Source organism: Conexibacter stalactiti (assembly GCF_033542075.1).
GTDB lineage: Bacteria > Actinomycetota > Thermoleophilia > Solirubrobacterales > Solirubrobacteraceae > Conexibacter > Conexibacter stalactiti.
The window spans coordinates 52,580-73,883 of record NZ_JAWSTH010000007.1 but is presented as its reverse complement, the minus strand read 5'-3'; the positions used below and the strand labels follow the sequence as shown (position 1 = coordinate 73,883).

Genomic DNA, 21,304 nt, shown 5'->3' with positions numbered 1-21,304 from the left:
GACGCAATGGCCGCTTCCGTCAGCGACAGCTCCCCCGCAGCACCCGACGCCGCGCCCGCGCAGTCCGGACTTCCCGACCTGCTGCTGCGTCACGGCCCGCTCCTCGTGCTGGCCGCGTGGACGGCGCTGATCACCGCCCTCGTCGCGCACTTCAGCCTCGACAGCCGGCTCGTGATGATCGACGAGTCGAACGCGGTCCTGCTGGGGCGCTTCATCGAGGGCGACCCCGCCAACCTCTTCCAGGGAACGGTCGCGCGCGGGCCTGAGCGGCTGACCAGCTGGCTTGCCGCGATCTCCGTCCTGCTCGACGACGACCCGACCGATCAGTTCGCGCTGCTGCACTTCATCACGGCGCTGGCGCAGGGTCTCGTCGTCGTGCCGATCTGGCTCGCCGGGCGGCAGCTCGGCCTCGGGCGCTGGCAGGCGCTCGCGCCGGCGACGATCGCCTCCGCCGGCAGCTTCGCCTTCTACGGCACGACGACGCTCAACACGACCGTCGGCACGCTCGCCTGCGGCTTCATGCTGTGGGCGATGCTGCGCGCGCTGCGCAGCCCCAGCCTCGTCTCGGACCTGCTCGTCATCGCGACGCTCGCGCTGACGGTGATCGCACGGATCGGCTGGGCGCCGCTGGTCGGCGCGATGGCGCCGGCCGCGCTCGCGACGATCTGGTTCGCGCGCCCCGCCGGCGAGCAGCTCGTCGCATGGCTCAAAGCGCTGCCGAAGCGGCTGTTCACACGTCACCCGCTGCTGACGCTCGGCGCCGTCGCGCTGCTGCTCGCGCTGCTGGTCGTCGGCACCGATCCGCTCGTCGGCGGCAGCATGTACGGCGGCGTCCGCCTGCGCCCGCCGCTGGAGCTGCCGGTGCTGTGGGACAACACGCGGATACTCGCCTCCCACCTCGCGATCGGGACGGCGATCGTGCCGTTCGTGCTCGCGCTGCCGCTGCTGGTGCGCGGCCTGTGGCGCCCGACCGACCCGGTCGCGGGCGGCTTCTCGTGGCTCGTGCTCGCGTACGTCCTGATCTTCTCGTACGCCTACTACTTCTCGATGAACGAGGACCGCTACTTCGCCGTGCTGGCGGCCCCGTTCGTGCTCGCCGGCGCGCTCGCCGTCTTCAAGAAGCCGCCGCCGCTGTGGTCGATCGCCGTCAGCGGCGTCGCCGTCACCTGGCTCGTCGCGACCTCCTACGAGTGGCCGGTCGGCGACGTCTACAGATACTTCATAGCGCCGACCTCGCACTTCTTCGGCGACGTCGTCCTCGGCAAGCTCGAGCAGCGCATATCGGTCAGCAGAGAGCTGCTGGCGTACGTCACGGTGGCGGGCGCGGCGGCCATCGCATTGGCGCTCGCGTTCATCGTCGCGCGACCGCTGCCGCGACGCGTCCGCTTCGGCCTCGGGGCGGTCGTGCTGGCCGGCCTGCTCGCGTTCCAGCTGGCGGCGCTCTACCACCCGTCGAAGAAGTTCATCAACGTCGTCGGCATGAAGGACGTGCCGACGCGCGACCTCGAGTTCATCGACGAGGCGGTCGCGCCGACCACCCCGGCGACCAACATCACGACCAGCGAGCCGCTCTCGGTCGACGGCACGATCCACCCCGACCTCGCCGCCCAGATGGCCTTCCTGCAGGTCTTCAACGAGTCGCTCGGCTACCGCTTCGCCGTCGACGTCGAGAACGACGGCAGCGACGCCGTCCCCGGCGCGCCGGCGCCGCAGGCGATCGTCGACTGGGAGACCGGCGAGGTCGAGCTGCGAGGACGTGCCGCGCCCGACGTGCTCGTCACCTCCGCCGGGCAGGCGACGGTCGGCTTCGACGGGGAGCCGCTCAGAAGCCCCGCGCTGTACGCGTGGGCGGGCCTCGAGCGGCTCGCCTCGCCGCTGCGGATCGAGTGGCTCGTGCGCAACGCCCTGCCCGACCGCTTCGGTCCCGGCGACAGACCGCAGCAGGTGCGCGTCTTCCCGCACGGCGCCGACCGCTGCCTCTACGGGCTCGTCAACGCCCATCCGCTGACGCCCGAGCCGCTGCGCTATCGCCTCACCGGCGCGCCGAGAACGATCAGCGGCACCGTCGTCCCCGGCACGCCGAGACCGTTCACCGTGCGGCTGGCGGACAGACCGACGACGCTGACGTTGCGCAGCGGCGCCGGCACGCTGGCCGACGGCAGCGCGCGCCGGCCCGGGCTGTTCAACCTGACGCTCGCAGAATGCAGACGATGACGAACGAACCGACGCGCGACGGCGCCGCGGGCGCGACGCCGTGCCGCCTCTGCGGCGGCCCGACCGCTCCCGCCTTCAGCGCGCGCGATCGCAACCACCGCATCTCGCCCGAGTCGTTCCGCTACGTCTCGTGCGCGGCCTGCGGGACGTTGACGCTCGCCGACGTGCCGGCCGACCTCGGCCGCTACTACCCCGCCAGCTACTACGGCGTGCCGGACTCCGCCGACGCCGCGGTCGCCCGCGACGAGAACGCCGCCCACCGGCTGGAGCTGCTGCGCGGGCTGGTGCCGCAGGGCCGGCTGGTCGAGATCGGCCCCTCCTACGGCGGCTTCCTCGAGCTGGCGCGCCGTGCCGGCTACGACGTCAGCGCGATCGAGCTGGACGCCGGCTGCTGCCGCTTCATCTCCGAGCAGCTGAGGCTGCCGGTGACGCAGTCCGACGATCCCGCCGCGGCGCTCACGGGCCCCTACGACGCGATCGTGATGTGGCATGTGCTGGAGCACCTCGCCGACCCCGCCGCGCTGATCGCGAGCGCCGCCGCGGCGCTCGCGCCGGGCGGCATGCTGATCGCGATCGCGCCGAACCCCGAGTCGCTGCAGCTGAAGCTGCTCGGGGGGCGCTGGGCGCACGTCGACGCGCCGCGCCACCTCGCGCTGATTCCGCTCGCGGCGCTGGCGGGCGAAGGCGCGAAGCACGGCCTCGAGGTCGCCTGGTCGACGACGGCGGACGAGGACGCGCTGCGCTCGAACAACTTTGGCTGGAGCGGCTCGCTGGCCGCCTCGACGCAGAACGAGACGGTCGCGCGCGGGCTGCGTCTCGGCGGCGAGCTGGTGCGAATCGCCGTCGCGCCGGTCGAGCGGCGCGGGCAGCGCGGCGCCAGCTACACGATCGCGCTGCGCAAGCCGTCGCGCTGAGCGGCGGCGGCGCGGCGACGGCCCGCCGCGTTCAGGCGAACAGGCCGTCGTAGGCGGCGCTCAGGCGCGCCGCCTGGGCGGCGTGCGAGTAGCGCTCGAGTCGTCTCGCGTCCGGCACGTGACGGGTGCCGGGAGCGGCGGCCAGCGGGCCGTCGGCGAGCACGTCGGCGAGGCCGGCCCAGTCGCCGGAGGAGAAGAGCGTGCCGTCGTCGCCGACGACCTCCGGGATCGCGCCGCTGGCGGCCGCGACGACCGGCACGTGCGCGGCCATCGCCTCGGCGAGCACGAGGCCGAACTGCTCCTCCCAGTAGCGGATCGCGATCGACGCGAGCACCAGGCACGACGCCTGCGCGTAGATCTGCGGCATCTGCTCGTTGTCGACGTAGCCGCGGAACTCGACCACGTCGTCGAGCCCGAGGTCATGCGCGACGCCCCGCAGCCGCTTCTCCTCCGGCCCGACGCCGAGGATCATCACGCGCACGTCGTCGCGGCCGCGGGAGCGCAGCAACGCGACGGCGCGCAGCAGATCCTGATGGCCCTTCTCCCACACGAGCCGTCCGATCGAGAGGATCAGGTGGCGCCCGTCGGCGGGCGGCTGCGCGACGCGCGCGGTCGCGAATCTGTCGATCGCGATCCCCGGCGGCGCGACCTCGATCCGCGCGGCCGGGACGCCTTCGAGCACCAGCGCGTCGCGTGCTCGCGCGGTCGTCGCGAGGTAGAGGTCGGTCGCGGCGAGCACCTCGCGGCGGTAGCGCCGCGTGCGCACGTTGCGGTAGGCGTCGACGAACGGCAGCGTCTCCCAGACGGTCAGCACGAGTCTGTAGTCGAGCTGCCGCTTCAGCTTCGCCGCCTGCCACGAGAACCAGAAGCTCAGCTCGGCCGCGTGCACCACGTCGGCGCCGCTCAGCTGCTCGGCGAGGCCCAGGTAGCGGTCGCCGACGGCGCGCGTGGCGAGCTGCCCGAACCGCCCGCCCGGCATCCGCTCGCCGACGGTTCTGGCCGGGATCTGACCCAGCGCCAGCGCCGAGACGTCGCGGTCGTTGGAGCCCGGCACGAGCACGTCGACGTCGTAGCCGTCGACGCCCTCCCACGCCTGCAGCTCGGGGATGTTGGCGGCGTTGCCGCGCAGCAGCACGACGCGCCGTCGCCGCGCCGCGGAGCCCCCAGCCGGTGCAGCGGAATCGCCCATCGCCGGCAGCGTAGCGATCTCTACTCGGCGGCGAGCGGCTGGCGTCTCAGCAGCGCGTCGACCAGCTCGTCCGGGATCGTTCTCATCAGCCATGCGAGCACGCCGTAGACGACGACCGCGGCAACCGCGGCTATCGCGTCGGAGCCGGGCAGCAGCAGGCAGAGGCAGCCGGCCCCGGCGGCCAGCAGCAGCTTGGGCACGTAGCGCAGGTCGGGCCGCAGGTCGGGCTGCGCCCGCACCAGCAGCGTCATCCCCGCGAACGCCAGCACGACCTCGCCGATGCTCGCCGCCAGCGCCGCGCCGTTGGCGCCCCACAGCGGGATCAGCGTGAAGCCGAGCACGACGACGACGATCAGCGCCAGCAGGTTGACGAGCAGCAGCTCACGGTTGCGCTGCACCGCGATCAGCGAGGCGGTCGCCAGCTGCGTCACGAACGCGCCGGCGATCGCGACCGACTGGATCCGCAGCGCGTCGTCGGCGCCGGCGAACTCGCTGCCGCCGAGCACGGCGATGATCGGGACGGCGCCGACGGCGAGCACGAGCCCGATCCCGAGGCCGACCAGCAGCGCCGCCTCGCCCATCCGCTGCAGCGCATAGGCGAGCCGGTCACGGTTGGCGGCATGGGCGTGCGCGAGGATCGGGAAGGCTGCCCCCAGCATCATCTGGGGCACCCCGAGGAGGATCTCCGAGACGCGGTAGGAGGCGGCGAAGAGGCCGGTCTCGTGCTCACTCGCCAACAGCGAGCAGATCACGATCAGCGCGCGCACGTAGGTGCTGGTGACGACGAGGCTGAAGGCGACCGGCAGCGCCTCTCTCAGCAGCGGCCGCCACTCGCTCCAGGCGAAGCGCGGCATGACCCAGCTGCTGGTGCCGAGGAAGACGAGCGCCGCCGCGACCGCGACGGCCCCGGCGACGGCGTAGATGCCGAAGAACGGCAGCAGACCGGCGCCGGCGGCGATCAGCACGGCGATCCCGATCACGATCACGAGCTGGCGCGCGAAGTCGATCGCGGTCACCGCGCCGAGCCGCAGCTCGACGCTCAGCGGCATCGCCAACGCCGCCGCGGTCACGCCGAGGATCACGCCGACGCCTGCGACGACGGTGCCGGCGACGAGCGCGTTCGGATAGCCGGCGAGCACCGCGAAGAGCACGCCGAACGCGATCCCGATCGGCGTCAGCACCAGCCGGATCCCGAGCAGGTCGGCGAGCAGCGTGCGGCGGCGTTCGGCGTCAGCGTGAACGTAGACGCGCTGCCCGACGACGGTCAGGCCGGCGTCGGTCAGCCCCTGCACCATCGTCACGATCGCGATCACCGTCGTGTACTGACCGAACTCCGCGACGCCGAGGTGGCGCAGCAGGAACGGCGTCACGAGCGCTGTCAGGAAGAGCCCGGCGCCGTAGCCGAGCACGCGGATCATGCCGCCGCGGATCGCGCGGTGGCCGGCGTCGGGCGCGGTCAGCGCCTCCTCGGGCGCCGCCCGTCCCGTGCCAGCGGGGCTCGGCGCCTGCTCCGGCGCACTGGGATCGTCCGTGTTCATCGGCCGGTGACGGTACCGGCAGCCGCGCCCCAGGCCATCCGCGCCAGCCGTTCGCGCTCCCGCGGCGCGGCGTCGGCGTACTGGCGCGTGCGGTTGTCGGCGATCAGCAGGCGCTCCTGCGCGCCGCTGCGGAAGGTGCCGCTCGCCGGCCACTCCTCCGGTGGGTGGGCGCGGCCGTCGCGGTCGACGACGCGGGCGGCGCGATCGCGCGCGGCGAGCTGCCGCGTGATCCCGCGCTTGCCGCTCTCGAGCTGGTGGGCCGCGCTCTTGGAGCGGCCGATCCGCCAGTCGAGCGCGAGCATGTCGTCGCGCCGCAGCATGAAGCCGTTGGTGCGCAGGTGGGGGTTGGGGAACGGCGGGTACTGCAGCGCGCGCAGCGGCTTCAGCGGCCGCGGCGCCGCCGAGAAGGTGCTCTCGTGTGAGCCGGTCGCGCCGACGATGCCGACGCCGGGCGCGTGCAGCTGCTCGTGCAGCAGCGCCAGCCAGCCGTCGGCGAGCGGCTCGGAGTGGGAGTTGACGAAGCAGATGCTCTCGGCCCAGGCGACGTGGCCGGCCGCGAGCCGGTAGGCGGCGAGGTCCTGGATGCTCCGCGCCGGCCGCAGCGCCTCGTGCGGCAGCTCGTCGAGCGCGGCCGCGAAGGGCGCCGGCAGCGGCCCGGGCTCGAAGCCGTTGAGCACGACGACGAGGCGGTGATCGAGGCCCGGCGGGCGATCGTTATACGATCGCAGGAAGCGTTGGAGCGGCTCGACGCCGAGCGGCGCCCAGACGAGATGCACCAGACAGACAGGGGACACACCGACATGATCGCATCGGCGGCGTGAGCGCCCCCGGCCAGCCGCTCGTCACGATCGCCGTGCCGACGTACAACCGCGCGGCGACGCTCGAGCGCACGCTCGCCTCCGCGCTCGGCCAGACCCATCGCGAGCTGGAGCTGGTCGTCTCCGACCAGGCCTCGACCGACGGCACCGAGCGGCTCTGCCGCGCGCTGGCCGCCGCCGACGCGCGCGTGCGCTACCTGCGCCAGCCGACCAACGCCGGCGGTTCGACGGCCAACTTCAACCTGCTCGCCGCCGAGCTGCGCGGCCCGTACGCGATGCTGCTCGCGGACGACGACTGGCTCCAGCCAGACTACGTCGAGCGCTGCCTGCGGCTGCTCGTCGAGCGCCCGGAGCTGGCCGTCGCCTACGGCCGCGCGCGCTACTTCGACGGCGACCGCCACGTCGCCGACGGCCGTCTCCACGATCACCTCGAGGAGGCACCGGCGGCGCGTGTGACGACCTACTACCGCACCGTCGACGACAACGGCGTGATGTACGGCCTGATGCGCGCCGACGCGCTGCGCGGCGCGCTGCCGATGCCCAACGTGCTCGGCAACGACTGGCTGCTGATGGGGCGGGTCGCGGCCGCCGGCAAGATCGCGACGATCGAGCGGACGCACGTCGACCGCGCCGTCGGCGGCACGAGCGCGAGCGTCGAGAAGATCGTGCAGACGTTCGGGATCTCGAAGCTGCAGGCGCGGCTGCCGCACCTCACGGTCGCGTGGCAGGTGCTGGCCGACGTCGGCTGGCGCTCGCCGGCGTTCGCGTCGCTGCCGCGCGCGCAGCGGCTGCGCACGGCGCTCCTGTCCGCGCTCGGCGCGATCAACTGGCGCTCGCTCGCCTACCACGCGTTCGGCCCGCTGATCGAGCGCGCCGGGCGGCTGCCGGGGCTGCGCTGGACCTCGCGCGCACTGGCGGCCGTGCGCCGTCGTTTCGGCGGCGACGGCGTGCTGACGCCTCCGCCCGGCGAGGCCGACAGGTGAGCCGCCGCGTCCTCATCACCGGCGTCACCGGCCAGGACGGCGGGTACCTCGCCGAGCAGCTGCTGGCCGGCGGCGACGAGGTGATCGGAACCGTCCGCGCGCCGACCGCGCAGACGTTCGCGGCCGCCGGGCTGCCGCAGCTCGAGGGGCGCGTCGCGCTGCTGCCGGCCGACCTGCTGGTGCCCGAGACGGTGCGCGCGGCGATCGCCGCGACGCAGCCGGACGAGATCTACCACCTCGCGGCGCCGACGTTCGTGCCCGACTCGTGGGAGGACCCGACCGAGGTCGTGGCCGCCGTCGCCGGCGGCACCGCGGCCGTGCTCGCGGCGGCCGGCGCGCTGGCGCGCGACGTGCGCGTGCTGGTCGCGGCCTCCAGCGAGGTCTTCGGCGACGCCGGCGTCTCGCCGCAGTCCGAGACGGCGCCGATGCGCCCGCGCAGCCCCTACGGCGTCGCGAAGCTGGCCGCGCACGGCCTCGTCGGCGCGCTGCGCGCCCGTCACGACCGCTTCCTCGTCTCCGCGATCACCTTCAACCACGAGTCGCCGCGCCGGCCCGAGCGCTTCCTGCCGCGCAAGGTGACCGCGGGCGTCGCGGCGATCGCCGCCGGCCGCGCCGAGACGCTCACGCTCGGCGACCAGGCGGCGGTGCGCGACTGGTCGCACGCCCGCGACGTCGTCGCGGGAATGGTGCTGGCGCTGCGCCACGACGAGCCCGGCGACTACGTCTTCGCCTCCGGCGTCCCGCACACCGTCGGAGACCTCGTCGACGCCGCCTTCGCCGCCGCCGGCGTCGAGAGCCGCGCGCCCGACGGCGGCGACCGCGTGCTGGTCGACCCGCGCTTCGTGCGCCCGCCGGAGCAGTGGCCGCCGGTCGGCGACCCGGCGAAGGCGCGCGAGCTGCTCGGCTGGCAGCCGCGGACGTCGTTCGAGCAGCTCGTCGGCGAGATGGTCGCGGCCGACCTGGAGCGCGCGTGCGCGTCGCGCTGAACCTCGTCTACCTCGTCCCCGGCGAGACCGGCGGGATGGAGGTCTACGCCCGCGAGCTGCTGCCGCGGTTGGCCGCGCTGCCCGGCCTGGAGCCGGTCGCGATCGTCAGCAGACGGGCGGCCGAGGACCGCGACGCGCCCTGGAACGGCGTCGTCCAGTCGGTGCTGGCGCCGGTCGACGCCAGCGATCGCAAGCAGTGGGTGTGGGGCGAGCAGTGGCACGTGCCGAAGCTGGCGCGCTGGGTCAGAGCCGACCTCGTCCACTCGCTCGCCTCGACCGGGCCCGGCCGCCTCAGCGGCGGACCGCCGCGCGTGACGACCGTCCACGACCTCCACTACGCCGTCGCGCCGGAGGCCCACTTCGGCCTCCGCGGCCTCGGCATGAGAGTGCTCGTGCCGGCCGCGGTGCGCGCCTCGCGGCGCGTGATCGCCGACTCGCGGTCGACGAAGGACGACGTCGTCAGATTCATCGGCACCGCCGCCGACCAGGTCGACGTCGTCCACCTCGCGACGACGCTGCCGCCGGCCGACGCGCCGGTCACGCCGGAGGCCGAGCTGCGCGAGCGGCTCGGCCTCGGCGCGCGGCCGCTGCTGCTGAGCCTCGCCGCCAAGCGGCCGCACAAGAACGTCGAGGGGCTGATCGACGCGCTCGCGCTGATCCCGGACGAGCGCCGCCCGCTGCTGGTCGTGCCTGGCTACGAGACCGAGCACGAGGCGGTGCTGCTGGAGCGGGCGCGGCAGCGCGGCGTCGCGGAGCAGCTGCGCTTCCCCGGCTGGCTCTCGCGCGCCGACGTCGAGGGGCTGTGGCGCGCCTGCACCGCGCACCTCTTCCCCTCCTTCTACGAGGGCTTCGGCCTGCCGGTGCTGGAGGCGATGGCGCGTGGCGTGCCGGGCGCCTGCTCGGACCGCGCGTCGATGCCGGAGGTCGCCGGCGACGCCGCGCTGCTGTTCGACCCGGCCGACCCGGCCGCGATCCGCCGCGCGATCGAGCGGCTGCTCGATGACGAGCCGCTGCGCGCGCGGCTGCGCGACGCCGGGCTCGCGCGGGCCGCCGCCTTCTCGTGGGAGCGAACGGCGCGCGAGACCGTCCGCAGCTACGAGCTGGCGCTCGCCGGCGGCTGACGACCCGCCCGGGGCGACATCGCTACGGTGGTCCTCTCAATGCACCGACTCGCTCGCATCGCATGGGTCTGAAGGACGCGGCCGTCAACGCGCGCTGGCGCCTCGCGGGTCACCGCCGTCCGCTGCCGGACGGCTTCGTCGCACCGCTCGGCGGGCTGCGCGGGCTCGAGGTCGGCGGCCCGACCGATCGCTTCAAGCGCGACGGCATCTGCCCCGTCTACCCGCGGCTGGCGAGCTGCGACGCGGTCCAGTGGCGGGCCGACACGGCCTGGCACAGACTCGACGAAGCGGCTCCCTACGCGCCCGACGGCACGCCCGCCGGCAAGCTCGTCGTCGTCGAGCGCGGTGAGCTGGAGGGCCTGCCGGACGCCAATTGGGACGTGCTGCTGACGTCGCACGTGATCGAGCACTTCGCCAACCCGCTGGCTGAGCTGGCCGCCTGGCGGCGCGTGCTCGTGCCGGAGGGCTGGGTCCTGATGGTCGCGCCCCACTACGCCGGAACGTTCGACCATCGGCGCGCGGTCACGACGCTCGACCACATCGTCGCCGACCAGACGGCCGGCACCGGCGAGGACGACCTCACGCACCTCGACGAGACGCTGCGGCTGCACGACCGCGCACGCGACGCCGACGACTCGCCGCGCGAGCAGTGGGAGGCGGCACGACGGGACAACCTCAACACGCGGCTGCTGCACCACCACGTCTTCGACGGCGAGGCGCTCCTGCGCCTGCTCGACCGCGCCGGCGTGCAGGTCCACCGGATGGCCGTGCGCCACCCGCACGACACCTTCGTGCTCGGCCGCTTCGTCGCCGACGGCGCGACGCCCGACAACGCGGCCGTGCTGGCCGCCGACGCCCCGTGGCGCCGGCGCAGCCCGTTCGCCTGCGACCGCCGGCCCTAGGGGGCCAGCAGCGCCAGGTCGGCGCGCGTCATCAGGCGGATCAGCTCCTCGAAGGTCGTCTCGGGGACCCAGCCGAGTCTCTCCTTCGCCTTCGTCGGATCGCCGATCAGCAGGTCGACCTCGGCCGGGCGCACGAATCTCGGGTCGATCCGCACGTATCTCTCCCAGTCGCCGAGACCGGCCTCGTCGAACGCGACCTCGACGCACTCGCGCACGGTGTTGGTCTGCCCGGTCGCGATCACGAAGTCCTCGGGCGTGTCCTGCTGCAGCATCAGCCACATCGCCTGCACGTAGTCCTTCGCGTAGCCCCAGTCGCGCTTGGCGTCGAGGTTGCCGAGCGCCAGCTCGTCTCTGAGGCCGTGCTTGATCGCGGCGGCGTGCCACGTGATCTTGCGCGTCACGAACTCCAGCCCGCGACGCGGCGACTCGTGATTGAAGAGGATGCCGCTGGTCGCGTGCAGGTCGTACGACTCGCGGTAGTTGATCGTGATGAAGTGGCCGTAGACCTTCGCGACGCCGTAGGGCGAGCGCGGGTAGAGCGGCGTCTCCTCGTTCTGCGGAACCTCGCGCACCTTGCCGAACATCTCGGAGCTGGAGGCCTGGTAGAAGCGCGCCTCCGGCGCCGCCTCGCGAACCGCTTCGAGCATCCGCGTGACGCCGACGCCGGTGAAGTCGGCGGTCAGCGTCGGCTGCACCCACGAGAGCGCCACGAAGCTCATCGCCGCGAGGTTGTAGATCTCCTCAGGCGCGGAGGCGCGGAGCGTGTCGACGAGCGAGCGCTGGTCGAGCAGATCGCCCTGGTGGAGGGTGATGCGGTCGCGCAGGTGCTCGATGCGGTCGAACTTCTCGGTGGAGGCGCGGCGCACCATCCCATGCACCTCGTACCCCTGCTCGAGCAGCAGCTCGGCGAGGTAGGAGCCGTCCTGGCCGGTGATCCCGGTGATGAGCGCTCTCTTGGGGGATGACATGGCCAGCAGCCTACGAAACGGCGCAGCGGGCCGTCACCGCGACGGCGCGCGGCGCGCGGCCGCGACGAGCGTCTCCAGCGTCGTCTCGACGTGGCGCTCCCACGAGAAGCCGGCGGCCCGCCGACGGCCCTCCCGCGCCAGCCGCGCGACCAGCTCCTCGTCGCCGAGCCCGCGCGCGAGCGCCGCGCGCAGCGCCGCGACGTCGTGCGGATCGGCGTAGATCGCCGCCTCGCCGGCGACCTCCGGCAGGCTCGAGACCGGCGAGGTCAGCACCGCCGTGCCGGCGTGCATCGCCTCCAGCAGCGGCAGCCCGAAGCCCTCGTAGATCGACGGGTACGCGAACAGCTCGGCGCCGCTGTAGAGGCCGGCGAGGTCCTCCTCGTCGACGAAGCCGAGCACCTGCACGAGGTCGGGATGGCGCGCGAGCACCACGTCGAGCTCGTCGCGCTCCCAGCCGCGCGCCCCGACCAGCGCCAGCCGCGCCCCGCGCCGCTCGGTGTCGGTCAGTCCCGCGAACGCCTCGATCAGTCGCGGCAGGTTCTTGCGCGGCTCCAGCGTGCCGACCGACAGCACGTACGGGCCTTCGAGCGCGTGGCGCTCGCGGACGCGCGCGACGTCGGCGCCGGTCGCGCCGCGGAAGCCGTCGGAGGCGGCCAGCGGCGCGACGACGACCAGCGGCGCGGCGCGCGGGAAGCGCGCGACGAGGTCGTCGGCGGTCGCCTGCGAGATCGCGATCACGGCGGCCGCGCGGCGCAGCGCCCACGGCAGCGTCGCGCGTTCGATCACCATCGAGCTGCGCTTCGGCGACAGGCGGCGGTCGAAGGTCGTCATGTCCATCGCCATCAGCACCGCCGGGATCCGCAGGAACCAGGCGGTCAGGTAGCTGTTGGTCGAGAGGTAGACGTCGCAGCGGCCGTTGGCGTGGTCGGCCGCGCGCACGTGCCAGAGCGGGTCCGGCCCGGGCAGCAGGACCCAGGTGAAGCGCTCGTCGAGCTCGACCTCGTCCCAGCGCTCGCGGGCGTAGAGCAGGAAGCGGTGGTCGGCGTCGCCGGCGGCGAGCGTGCGCAACTGCTCGCGCACGACCGTCCCGCGCCCGCCGCGCTCCTCGACCGCCGCGCGGCAGTCGAGCCCGATCGCCAGGCCGCCGGCCGCGTCCGCTCGCTGTCGTCTTCCGAACACAGCGGAAGGGTTGCAGACGACCGCGCGGCGCGGCGGTGGGCGTGCGTGCCGGTGCCCTGTCGCGGAGAGCCGATACCGTGCGCCGATGACCGCGACGAACCCGAACGAGATCCCGCCCTGGAAGCTGCGGGTCGGCGCGGCGCTCAGCCGCTCACGTCTGTTCGAGCGGTCTGGTCTCGGACCGGACTACATGCGCTGGCAGCGACGCCGCAGACGCGCCGCCCGCCGGGCGGCCGAGGCGCGCGGCGAGCAGCACCTCTCACGGCCGGCGCTGTACGACCTCGACGCCAAGCTGGAGCCGTACCTCGGCCCGATCGAGGGCGGGTACTTCGTCGAGGCAGGGGCCAACGACGGCTTCGACCAGTCGAACACGTACTACCTCGAGCGCTTCCGCGGCTGGCGCGGCCTGCTGGTCGAGCCGGTCCCGCACCTCCACCGCGAGGCGCAGCTCGAACGTCCCGCGTCGCGCGTCGTCCACGCCGCGCTGGTGGCGCCTGAGCTGGAGGGAACCGAGGTCGAGCTGCGCTACGGCGGGCTGATGACGGTCGTCAGCGGCTCGAAGGGCTCCGTCGCCGAGGAGCGCGACTACGTCAAGAGCGCCTTCCGGCTGGGGCTCGAGCCGGAGATGCTCGTGACTGCTCCGGGCCGCACCCTCTCAGCGCTGCTGGACGAAGCCGGCGCGCCGCAGATCGACTTCATGTCGCTGGACCTCGAGGGCTACGAGGCGAACGCGTTGCGCGGACTCGACTTCTCCCGTCACGCGCCGCGCTACCTGCTGACCGAGGCGTGGGACGACGACGACCGCGCGTCGATGTCGGCGCTGCTCGGCGCCCGCTACCGCTTCGTGGAGCAGCTGTCGCCGCAGGACGCGCTGTTCATGCGAGTCGACCGGCCGGACGACGACGGCGACGCGCCGGCGTGATTCGTCCGATGAGCCGGAGCCCGGTCCGCCCGTGAGCCGTCGTCCGCCCGCTCCGCCGTGGCTGCCGCTCGGCGCGATCGTCCTGCTCGCGGCGCTGCTGCGGATCCCGACGCTGGGGCAGCAGAGCATCTGGTTCGACGAGGCCGCGACGTGGCAGCTGACGCAGCTGCCGTTCGGCGACATGCTCAGCGCGCTGCCCGACAGAGAGAGCAACCCGCCGCTCTTCTACGTGCTCGAATGGCTCACGACGAGAGTCGTCGGTGACAGCGAGTTCGGTCTGCGGCTGGTCTCGGCGATCGCGGGCATGCTGCTGGTGCCGGTCGCCTTCGCACTCGGGCGGCGGATCGGCGGCGACCGCGCCGGGCTCGCGACGGCGCTGCTCATCGCCGTCAACCCGCTGCTGGTGTGGTTCTCGCAGGAGGCGCGCAGCTACGAGCTGGTCGCGCTGCTGAGCGCCGCCTCGCTGCTGCTGTTCCTGCGCGCGCTCGACGACGAGCGGCCGCGCTGGCTGGGCTGGTGGGCGCTGCTGTCGGCGTTGGCGCTGTGCAGCCACTACTTCGCCTGCTTCGTGCTCGCGCCGCAGCTGCTCTGGCTGCTGTGGAGACACCCGCGGCGGCGTGCCGTGCTCGCCGCGATCGGCGCGCTCGCCGTCGTCGCGCTCGCGCTGCTGCCGATGCTGCTGGCGCAGCGCGACAACCCCTACGACATCGCCGGCGCCTCGATCGTGACGCGGCTCGCGCAGATCCCGAAGCAGTTCCTGCTCGGCTACCGCGGCCCGCTGGCGGTCGCCAGCATCCTGCTCGGCACCGCGCTGATAGCGGGCGCGCTGTGGCTGCTGCTGCGGCACGCGGAGCGCCGCACGCGCGAGCGGGCGCTGCTGGTCGGCGCGATCGGCCTCTGCGGCCTGGCGCTGCCGCTGGCGGGCGCGGTCGTCGGCGCCGACTATCTCAACGCGCGCAACCTGATCCCCGCGCTGGTGCCGCTGGCTGCGACGCTCGGGGCCGGCTTCGCGACGGTCGAGCCGCGCCACGGCTGGCGCGTCGGCGCGGCCTTGGCGACGCTGCTGTCCCTGCTGTCGGTCGCGATCGTCGTCGCCGTCGCGGTCGACAAGGAGTACCAGCGGCCAGATTGGAAGGGGCTCGCACGCGCGCTCGGCGACTCCGACGAGGATCGCGCGATCGTCATCTCGCCGGCCAACGGCGAGGTCGCGCTGCAGTACTACCGGCGGCCGATGCACATGCTGCCGTACGGCGGCAGAGAGCTGCGCGAGGTCGACGTCGTCTCGGTCGCCGGCTCGACCGGCCCCGGCGACCCGCCGAGACTGCCGCAGCAGGTCGGCACCGCCCCGTCGGTGGGCGCCTACGGGCCGCCGGAGCGGACGCAGACCGACACCTACGTGATGCTGAGATTCCGCCAGCCGACGCCGTCGCTGCTGCAGCCCGAGCCGATCGCGACGGTGCGCTTCTCGGTGCTGCCGCCCGCGGTCAACCTGCTGCCGGCGAGCAGATGACGACGCCGCACGCTGGGCGCAGCCTTGCGGCCGCGCGCCTCCGCATGCCCTAAACTTCGGTCACACAAGCGATTTCGCATCCGCGCGGGGCGGTTTTCACGAAATCGCAGATCAACTTCGCAACCTTCTGTTGTTTGGCCCGTTGACGTTGGCGGAACTCTCCACCAAATCGTCTCCGCGGCGACCACCGTATGTCCACTTCCTCCTTCGAAGTCATCCCTCCTTCCCCCGCCTCCGCCCCGCAGCCCGTGGCGGCGTCGGCGCTGCCGGTCGTCGAGCAGATCTCGGTGCTCGACGTCCCGCTCGCGCTGACCGACTACGAGCGCGCGCTCGACTGGATCGACGCCGCCGTCGCCACCGGAGCGCGTGAGTACGTCTGCGTCGCCGCCGTCCACACGGTGATGGAGTCGCGCGAGGACGAGGCGCTGCGCAGCGCCGTCGAAGGGGCGGCCTTCACCGTCCCCGACGGCCAGCCGCTGGCCTGGGCCCTGCGCGCGCTCGGCCACGACATCGACAGCCGCGTGTACGGCCCCGAGCTGATGGCCCGCGCCTGCGAGCGTGCCGCCCGCACCGGCCAGCGCCACTACCTCTACGGCGGGCGCGACCAGAGCGCGCTCTTCAAGCTGACGCTGAGGCTGCGGCAGCGGTTCCCCGGCCTGCGCATCGTCGGCGGCTACTCGCCGCCCTTCCGCGCGATGTCGGAGGCCGAGCTGGACGCGGTCGCGGTCGACATCAACCGCGCCCGCCCGGACGTCGTCTGGGTCGGCATCGGCGTGCCGAAGCAGGAGAAGTGGATGGCCGCGATGCGCGACCGCCTCGACGCTCCCGTGCTGGTCGGCGTCGGCGCCGCCTTCGACTTCCACGCCGGCCTCGTGCCGCAGGCGCCCGGCTGGATGCAGCGCAGCGGCCTCGAGTGGCTCTACCGCCTCAAGCAGGAGCCGAGACGGCTGTGGAAGCGCTACGCGCGCCACAACCCCCGCTTCGTCACGGGTTTTGCGAAGCAGTGGGCCGCGGCCCGACGCACCCGCCCGTAGCGAAGCCGCAGCCGCCGCGCAGGAGCGGGTCGCTGACCCGTGAGACCGCAGATCACTGGTCGCACCGATCGTTTTCCTGCGCTCGGAGCTGCCGAGCGCATCGTCTTTGTGTTGCGCCGTAAAGCGGCGACGTAGCGGCGCATACGTTCGCGCCGCCGTGGTGCCGACCCATGGGGGCGTCGGCGACGGCCGAACACAGGAGAAGGAATGGCATCGCTTCGCCGTGCGCGCTCGTGCGCACTGTCGGTGCTGCTGCTCGGAGCGGTCGCGCTCACGTGGTCGGGCTCTGCTCAGGCCACGTGGCTCACCGGGATCGCGGACGAGAACGTCGCCACGTGGTCGCCGACGGCCGTCTGGTGGTCGACGTCGCTCGGGCACGTCAGACAGATGCGCCACATCACCCGCTGGGACGTCGCTCAGCTGCCGACGACCCATCCGGCCCGGCAGGCGACGCAGAACTGGCTGGACTCGGTCAGATCGCTGGGCAAGAGACCGTTGATCTCATTCGGGCCGGCCTGCGGCAAAGGGGCCCCGCCCTGCACCGGCCCGACGCTCGATCAGTACGAGGAGGCCGTGGCGACGTTCCGCTCAACCTTCAGAGATGTCACCGAGTTCACCGCGTGGAATGAGCCCAACCATCACCTGCTCTCGAGCACGGGCACCGAGAACAACCCGACCGCGAACGACGCTCAGCTCGCGGCCCAATTCTGGAACGCGCTCGACAGAATCTGCGGGACCGGAGCGACCTGCACCGTCGCCGCCGGCGACATGCTCGACGGTGACCCGGCCGGCACCGGCTTCGACACCTATCTGACGACGTACAAGAACGCACTGTCACGCTCGCCGAGCGTCTGGGCGCTGCACCCGTACTCGGCGATCAACTCCAACAACGACACGAAGATCAGAAGCTTCCTCGCGGCGACCGGCGGCGCGCCCGTCTGGTTCACCGAGGCCGGCGCCTTCTACTGCCAGCCGGGCGCGACCGAGCCGATCGGCGGCACACCCGTCTGGGGCGCCGCCGTGCAGCGCAACGCGATGTGGACCCTGCGCAACTTCGCGCTCACCTACGCGGCGCGCGTCCAGCGCGTCTACTACTACCACCACGCCCGTTCCGCAGGCGTCACGAGAGCCTGCGCCAACGGCTGGGACTCCGGCCTGCTCGGGTCCGGCGACGTCGAACGGGCGGCGCTGAGAATCGCCCGCAACGGCGCGCCGATACCGATGCTGTTCAAGGACGGCACCTGGAGACAGCGCTTCTCGTACGACACCGCGAACGACCCCAATCGCGTCGTCGCCTGGGGCCAGCCCGGCGACCAGCCGGTCTTCGGCGACTGGGACGGCGACGGCGTCACCACGCCCGGAATCTTCCGCAACGGCACCTGGTGGCTGACGAACGACCCGCTGGCGCTCGACGGCAGCAGAGCGCTCGTCTTCAGCTACGGCGGCGCCGGCGACACCGCGGTCGCGGGCGACTGGAACGGCGACGGCATCGACACGGTCGGCGTGCGCCAAGGCAACACATTCCACCTCTCCAACACGAACGCGTCCGGGCCGACGGCGTACCACTTCTCGTTCGGCGATCCCGGCAACGCGGTCGTCGTCGGCAACTGGGATGGGGATCGCGGCGGGCCCTACGGCGCCGGCAGCGACGGCATCGCCATCGTCGTCGGCGACGCGTGGTACGTGAAGAACAACCTCAGCGGCAGCGCGGCCGACACCGGCTGGTTCTACGGCGGCCCCGGCGACAAGCCTGTCGCTGGCGACTGGGATGGCGACGGGCAGGACGATCCCGGCGTCTTCCGCAACATCGGCGGCAGAGGCGCGTGGTTCCTCGGCAAGCAGGGCCAGTCAGCCAACCTCACCGGCTTCTGGTCGTACTTCGCGGACGGCAGCGAGACGCCGCTCACCGGCTGAGCGTCCTGCCCGCCGTGCGGCCCAGCCCCATGCAGGGGCTGGGCCGCACGACCCGATACCCTTGTCCCGGTGAGCAGCCCCGCCCCCGACGTCGCGGTCATCGGCCTCGGCCGGATCGGACTCCCCCTCGCCCTCAGCTTCGCCGACCGCGGTCTGTCCGTGATCGGCGTCGACAACGACGCCGCCCGCCTCGGGGCGATCTCCGCCGGCCAGATGCCGTTCAAGGAGACCGGCGCCGACGAGCTGATCGAGCGCGTCCACGCCTCCGGCCGGCTGACGACGACCTCCTCGGTCACCGACGCCGCCGCCGCCAACGCGATCGTGCTGACGCTTGGAACGCCGTCGCTGTCGCACATCGAGATCGACATGAGCGACATCCGCTCCGTGCTCGACGACCTGCTGCCGCTGCTGCGGCCGGGCCAGACGATCGTGCTGCGCTCGACGATCGCGCCCGGGACGACCGAGTTCGTCGCCGGCTACCTGGAGCGCAAGCGCGGCCTGCGCGCCGGCGAGGAGATCTTCGTCGCGCACGCGCCGGAGCGGATCGCCGCCGGCCGCTTCCTCGAGGAGATCGACACGCTGCCGTGCATCATCGGCGGCGTCGGCGAGGAGGCCGGGGCGCGCACCGCGGCGCTGTTCGAGGTCTTCGACGCCGAGATCGTGCAGACGACGCCGGTGCAGGCCGAGCTGGCGAAGATCTGGGCGAACATCATGCGCTACACGACCTTCGCGCTGCCGAACCTGCTGATGATGGACTGCGAGCAGTACGGCGCGAACGTCTTCGACGTGATCGACCTCGTCAACAAGGACTATCCGCGCGGCGGGCTCGCGCAGCCGGGCTTCACCGCCGGCACCTGCCTGCGCAAGGACTTCGCCTTCTCCGAGGAGCGCTCCAACGCCCCCGGCATGCTGCTGGCGGTCTCGCGCGTCAACGAGTCGGTGCCGAACTTCCTCGTCACCGGCCTCAAGCGGCGGATCGGCGGCGGCACGCTGCGCGATCGCAAGGTCGCCGTGCTCGGGCTCGCCTTCAAGCGCGACACCGACGACGAGCGCGACTCGCTCGCGCACAAGCTGGTGCGGCTGCTGGAGCGTGAGCTGGCCGACGTCGCGGTGCACGACCCGCACGTCGCCTCGCCGACGCAGCCGCTCGACGAAGCGCTGCGCGACGCCGACGTCGTCGTCGTCGCCGCCAACCACTCCGACTTCTCGACGCCCGCGACGGCGCAGGCGATAGCGGCGCTGGCCGCGGACGACGCGCTCGTCGTCGACCCCTGGAACTGCCTCGGCAGCGGCCAGGTGTTCGCGTTCGCCGACGAGCTGACCCGCATCTCCGGAACGGAGCCCTCCCACTCATGACCCGTGTGCTCGTCACGGGCGGCGCCGGCACGATCGGCGCCGCTGTCGTCCGCCGCCTGCTGCGCGATCCCGCCTACGAGGTGCGCGTCTCCGACCAGCGCGAGGCGCCGCAGTGGATGCGCGAGGGCTGCGAGATCCACACCGGCGACCTGCGCGACGTCGCGCAGGCGCGCCAGGCGATGAAGGACTGCCCGCTCGTCATCCACCTTGCCGCGATCGTCGGCGGGATCGGCAACTTCCACAAGCTGCCGCACACGCTGACCGAGGTCAACAACGGCCTCTACAACGGCGTCTTCCGCGCCGCGCTCGACCTCGGCGTCGAGCGCTTCACGTACGTCTCGTCGTCGATGGTGTTCGAGAACGCGACCGAGTACCCGACGACCGAGGCCTACCTGCCGCACTGCCCGGTGCCGACCTCCGCCTACGGCTTCTCGAAGCTGACCGGCGAGGTCTACTGCCGCGCCGCGCACGTCGAGCACGGCCTGCCGTACACGATCTGCCGCCCCTTCAACGCCTACGGACCAGGCGAGGTGCCCGACCCCGAGCCGGGCATCGCGCACATGGTCCCGGACGTGATCAAGAAGGTCTTGAGCGGTCAGAAGCCGCTGGAGATCTTCGGCTCCGGCAGACAGACGCGCACGCTGACCCACATCGACGACATCGCCGACGGCATCGTCGTCGCGACCGGGCACCCGGCAGCGCTCAACGAGGACTTCAACATCTCCGCCTCCGAGGAGCTGACGATCGCCGAGACGGCGCGGATCATCTGGGAGGCGTGCGGCGAGGATCCGGCCGCCTTCGAGCTGAAGCACCTGCCGACCTTCGAGGTCGACGTCGTGCGCCGCTGGCCGTCGGTCGAGAAGGCGAGAGAGCTGCTCGGCTGGGAGTCGCGGATCAGCGTCCGCGACGGCATCGCCCAGACGGTCGCCTGGCTGCGTGAGCAGGACCTCACGCAGTCGAGCCACCTCAGCGCGCTCGGCAAGTAGCGCGCGGGAGACCCCTCCCACCGTGGCGGGTCGATCCCGGCGCGGCGCTGTCGCGTACCCGCGCGGGCGACCACCATAGAACGATGAGTTTTTGGTTGTCAAGCCGCTGGCGAGCCACTAACCTCGCGCCATGCAGATGGCTCCAGTGAACGACAACGTCTTGTCGGGCGACTTCTCGCCCGAGGACTTTTCCCTGTTTGCAAAGCGAACGCGGTTCTTCACCGCGATCGCTGCGGAGGTCGGGGAGCGTGGTTACGTCGACACGTCGGTCGCGCACGTGCTCAGACGAGCCGGCATGTCGCGCAAGACGTTTTATGAGCTGTTCACGAACAAGGAAGACTGCTTCGTGCAGGCGTACGACGCCGGCCTGCTGCGGATGCGGATGCTCGTCGGCGCGGCCTACCACGAGGGCGAGTGGCGGACGCTGCGCGAGCGGGTCGAGTCGGGACTGCTGGCGTTTCTGGACTGCTGCGCCGCCGAGCCGGCCTTCGCGCGGATGTGCGTCGTCGAGGTGCTCGCCGCCGGGCCGCTCGCGCGCTCACGGCGCGACGCCGCGATCCTCGACTTCGCGCGCTTCATCGAGTTTCCGCGCGAAGAAGCGCGCGGGGCCGCGGCGCCGAGCCTCGTCTCCGAGGCGATCGCAGGCGGGATCTACGGAATCGTCTACACGCGGATCGCCCGCGGTGAGACCGAGGAGCTGCCGCAGCTGCTCGACGAACTGATGGACGCCGGACTGGGGCAGCTCGTAGAGCGCGACGACGCGCACTGAC

The 21,304-nt window shown here is 72.7% G+C and carries 18 protein-coding genes; 13 read left to right on the top strand and 5 right to left on the bottom strand.

The features are described from left to right. Positions 1-6 precede the first annotated feature (6 nt). Both R7226_RS04855 and R7226_RS04850 read left to right on the top strand, forming a co-directional pair. Positions 7-2,214, top strand: coding sequence for a hypothetical protein (locus tag R7226_RS04855; RefSeq protein WP_318595911.1), 2,208 nt, complete (start codon positions 7-9; stop codon positions 2,212-2,214). After that, positions 2,211-3,128 carry a class I SAM-dependent methyltransferase gene (locus R7226_RS04850; protein ID WP_318595910.1) on the top strand — a complete coding sequence of 306 codons (918 nt, stop codon included), beginning with the start codon at positions 2,211-2,213 and terminating at the stop codon, positions 3,126-3,128. The genes R7226_RS04855 and R7226_RS04850 overlap by 4 nt, the downstream gene beginning before the upstream one ends. A 31-nt stretch (positions 3,129-3,159) precedes the next feature. Here R7226_RS04850 and R7226_RS04845 read toward each other — a convergent pair whose 3' ends face one another. Genes R7226_RS04845 through R7226_RS04835 form a run of 3 tightly spaced genes read right to left on the bottom strand, consistent with a single transcriptional unit; the run spans position 3,160 to position 6,649 of the window. Beyond that, positions 3,160-4,317: a glycosyltransferase family 4 protein gene (locus R7226_RS04845; protein WP_318595909.1), complete on the bottom strand. Its 1,158-nt coding sequence runs from the start codon at positions 4,315-4,317 to the stop codon at positions 3,160-3,162. 20 nt (positions 4,318-4,337) lie between these two features. After that, entirely contained in the window at positions 4,338-5,855 is a 1,518-nt protein-coding gene (locus R7226_RS04840) for an oligosaccharide flippase family protein (protein ID WP_318595908.1), read from the bottom strand. Further along, a complete protein-coding gene (locus R7226_RS04835) occupies positions 5,852-6,649 on the bottom strand; it encodes a hypothetical protein (RefSeq protein ID WP_318595907.1) in 798 nt (265 codons plus the stop codon). The genes R7226_RS04840 and R7226_RS04835 overlap by 4 nt, the downstream gene beginning before the upstream one ends. Before the next feature lie 23 nt (positions 6,650-6,672). Here R7226_RS04835 and R7226_RS04830 point away from each other — a divergent pair, with 23 nt between their 5' ends. From R7226_RS04830 to R7226_RS04815, 4 genes are all read left to right on the top strand, one after another. After that, positions 6,673-7,656, top strand: a complete 984-nt coding sequence (locus tag R7226_RS04830; RefSeq protein WP_318595906.1) for a glycosyltransferase family 2 protein — start codon at positions 6,673-6,675, stop codon at positions 7,654-7,656. Then, a complete protein-coding gene (locus R7226_RS04825; RefSeq protein WP_318595905.1) occupies positions 7,653-8,642 on the top strand; it encodes a GDP-mannose 4,6-dehydratase in 990 nt (329 codons plus the stop codon). Before R7226_RS04830 ends, R7226_RS04825 begins: the two co-directional genes overlap by 4 nt. After that, positions 8,627-9,763, top strand: coding sequence for a glycosyltransferase family 4 protein (locus R7226_RS04820; RefSeq protein WP_318595904.1), 1,137 nt, complete (start codon positions 8,627-8,629; stop codon positions 9,761-9,763). The genes R7226_RS04825 and R7226_RS04820 overlap by 16 nt, the downstream gene beginning before the upstream one ends. A 62-nt stretch (positions 9,764-9,825) precedes the next feature. Then, positions 9,826-10,665 (top strand): methyltransferase domain-containing protein, encoded by an 840-nt coding sequence (locus tag R7226_RS04815; protein ID WP_318595903.1) that lies wholly within the window; start codon positions 9,826-9,828, stop codon positions 10,663-10,665. On the opposite strand, the gene gmd is transcribed toward R7226_RS04815, so the two are convergent. Next, positions 10,662-11,633, bottom strand: coding sequence for a GDP-mannose 4,6-dehydratase (gene gmd, locus R7226_RS04810; RefSeq protein ID WP_318595902.1), 972 nt, complete (start codon positions 11,631-11,633; stop codon positions 10,662-10,664). The genes R7226_RS04815 and gmd overlap by 4 nt on opposite strands. Positions 11,634-11,666: 33 nt before the next feature. After that, positions 11,667-12,812, bottom strand: a complete 1,146-nt coding sequence (locus R7226_RS04805) for a glycosyltransferase family 4 protein (RefSeq protein WP_318595901.1) — start codon at positions 12,810-12,812, stop codon at positions 11,667-11,669. Positions 12,813-12,897: 85 nt separating this feature from the next. On the opposite strand from R7226_RS04805, the gene R7226_RS04800 reads away from it, so the two are divergent. The 7 genes from R7226_RS04800 (at position 12,898) to R7226_RS04770 (ending at position 21,303) form a co-directional block, all read left to right on the top strand. Then, positions 12,898-13,734, top strand: a complete 837-nt coding sequence (locus R7226_RS04800; RefSeq protein ID WP_318595900.1) for an FkbM family methyltransferase — start codon at positions 12,898-12,900, stop codon at positions 13,732-13,734. A 31-nt stretch (positions 13,735-13,765) separates the two neighbouring features. Beyond that, complete coding sequence (locus tag R7226_RS04795) at positions 13,766-15,244, top strand: glycosyltransferase family 39 protein (protein ID WP_318595899.1); 1,479 nt, start codon at positions 13,766-13,768, stop codon at positions 15,242-15,244. 191 nt (positions 15,245-15,435) lie between these two features. Continuing rightward, positions 15,436-16,278, top strand: coding sequence for a WecB/TagA/CpsF family glycosyltransferase (locus tag R7226_RS04790; protein ID WP_318595898.1), 843 nt, complete (start codon positions 15,436-15,438; stop codon positions 16,276-16,278). A 207-nt stretch (positions 16,279-16,485) separates the two neighbouring features. After that, positions 16,486-18,192, top strand: a complete 1,707-nt coding sequence (locus tag R7226_RS04785) for a hypothetical protein (protein ID WP_318595897.1) — start codon at positions 16,486-16,488, stop codon at positions 18,190-18,192. Between the two features lie 69 nt (positions 18,193-18,261). Then, positions 18,262-19,548: a nucleotide sugar dehydrogenase gene (locus tag R7226_RS04780; RefSeq protein ID WP_318595896.1), complete on the top strand. Its 1,287-nt coding sequence runs from the start codon at positions 18,262-18,264 to the stop codon at positions 19,546-19,548. After that, the gene (locus tag R7226_RS04775; protein WP_318595895.1) at positions 19,545-20,534 is read left to right on the top strand and encodes an NAD-dependent epimerase/dehydratase family protein; all 990 of its coding nucleotides are present in this window, start codon (positions 19,545-19,547) and stop codon (positions 20,532-20,534) included. Before R7226_RS04780 ends, R7226_RS04775 begins: the two co-directional genes overlap by 4 nt. A 136-nt stretch (positions 20,535-20,670) precedes the next feature. Continuing rightward, positions 20,671-21,303, top strand: a complete 633-nt coding sequence (locus R7226_RS04770; RefSeq protein ID WP_318595894.1) for a TetR/AcrR family transcriptional regulator — start codon at positions 20,671-20,673, stop codon at positions 21,301-21,303. Position 21,304: the final 1 nt, after the last annotated feature.

Bases quoted from the DNA above. Each gene is read 5' to 3' on its own strand.
- R7226_RS04855 (WP_318595911.1), top strand. From the start codon at position 7: ATGGCCGCTTCCGTCAGCGACAGCTCCCCCGCAGCACCCGACGCCGCG.
- R7226_RS04850 (WP_318595910.1), top strand. From the start codon at position 2,211: ATGACGAACGAACCGACGCGCGACGGCGCCGCGGGCGCGACGCCGTGC.
- R7226_RS04845 (WP_318595909.1), bottom strand. From the start codon at position 4,317: ATGGGCGATTCCGCTGCACCGGCTGGGGGCTCCGCGGCGCGGCGACGG.
- R7226_RS04840 (WP_318595908.1), bottom strand. From the start codon at position 5,855: ATGAACACGGACGATCCCAGTGCGCCGGAGCAGGCGCCGAGCCCCGCT.
- R7226_RS04815 (WP_318595903.1), top strand. From the start codon at position 9,826: ATGGGTCTGAAGGACGCGGCCGTCAACGCGCGCTGGCGCCTCGCGGGT.
- gmd (WP_318595902.1), bottom strand. From the start codon at position 11,633: ATGTCATCCCCCAAGAGAGCGCTCATCACCGGGATCACCGGCCAGGAC.
- R7226_RS04800 (WP_318595900.1), top strand. From the start codon at position 12,898: ATGACCGCGACGAACCCGAACGAGATCCCGCCCTGGAAGCTGCGGGTC.
- R7226_RS04790 (WP_318595898.1), top strand. From the start codon at position 15,436: ATGTCCACTTCCTCCTTCGAAGTCATCCCTCCTTCCCCCGCCTCCGCC.
- R7226_RS04785 (WP_318595897.1), top strand. From the start codon at position 16,486: ATGGCATCGCTTCGCCGTGCGCGCTCGTGCGCACTGTCGGTGCTGCTG.
- R7226_RS04775 (WP_318595895.1), top strand. From the start codon at position 19,545: ATGACCCGTGTGCTCGTCACGGGCGGCGCCGGCACGATCGGCGCCGCT.
- R7226_RS04770 (WP_318595894.1), top strand. From the start codon at position 20,671: ATGGCTCCAGTGAACGACAACGTCTTGTCGGGCGACTTCTCGCCCGAG.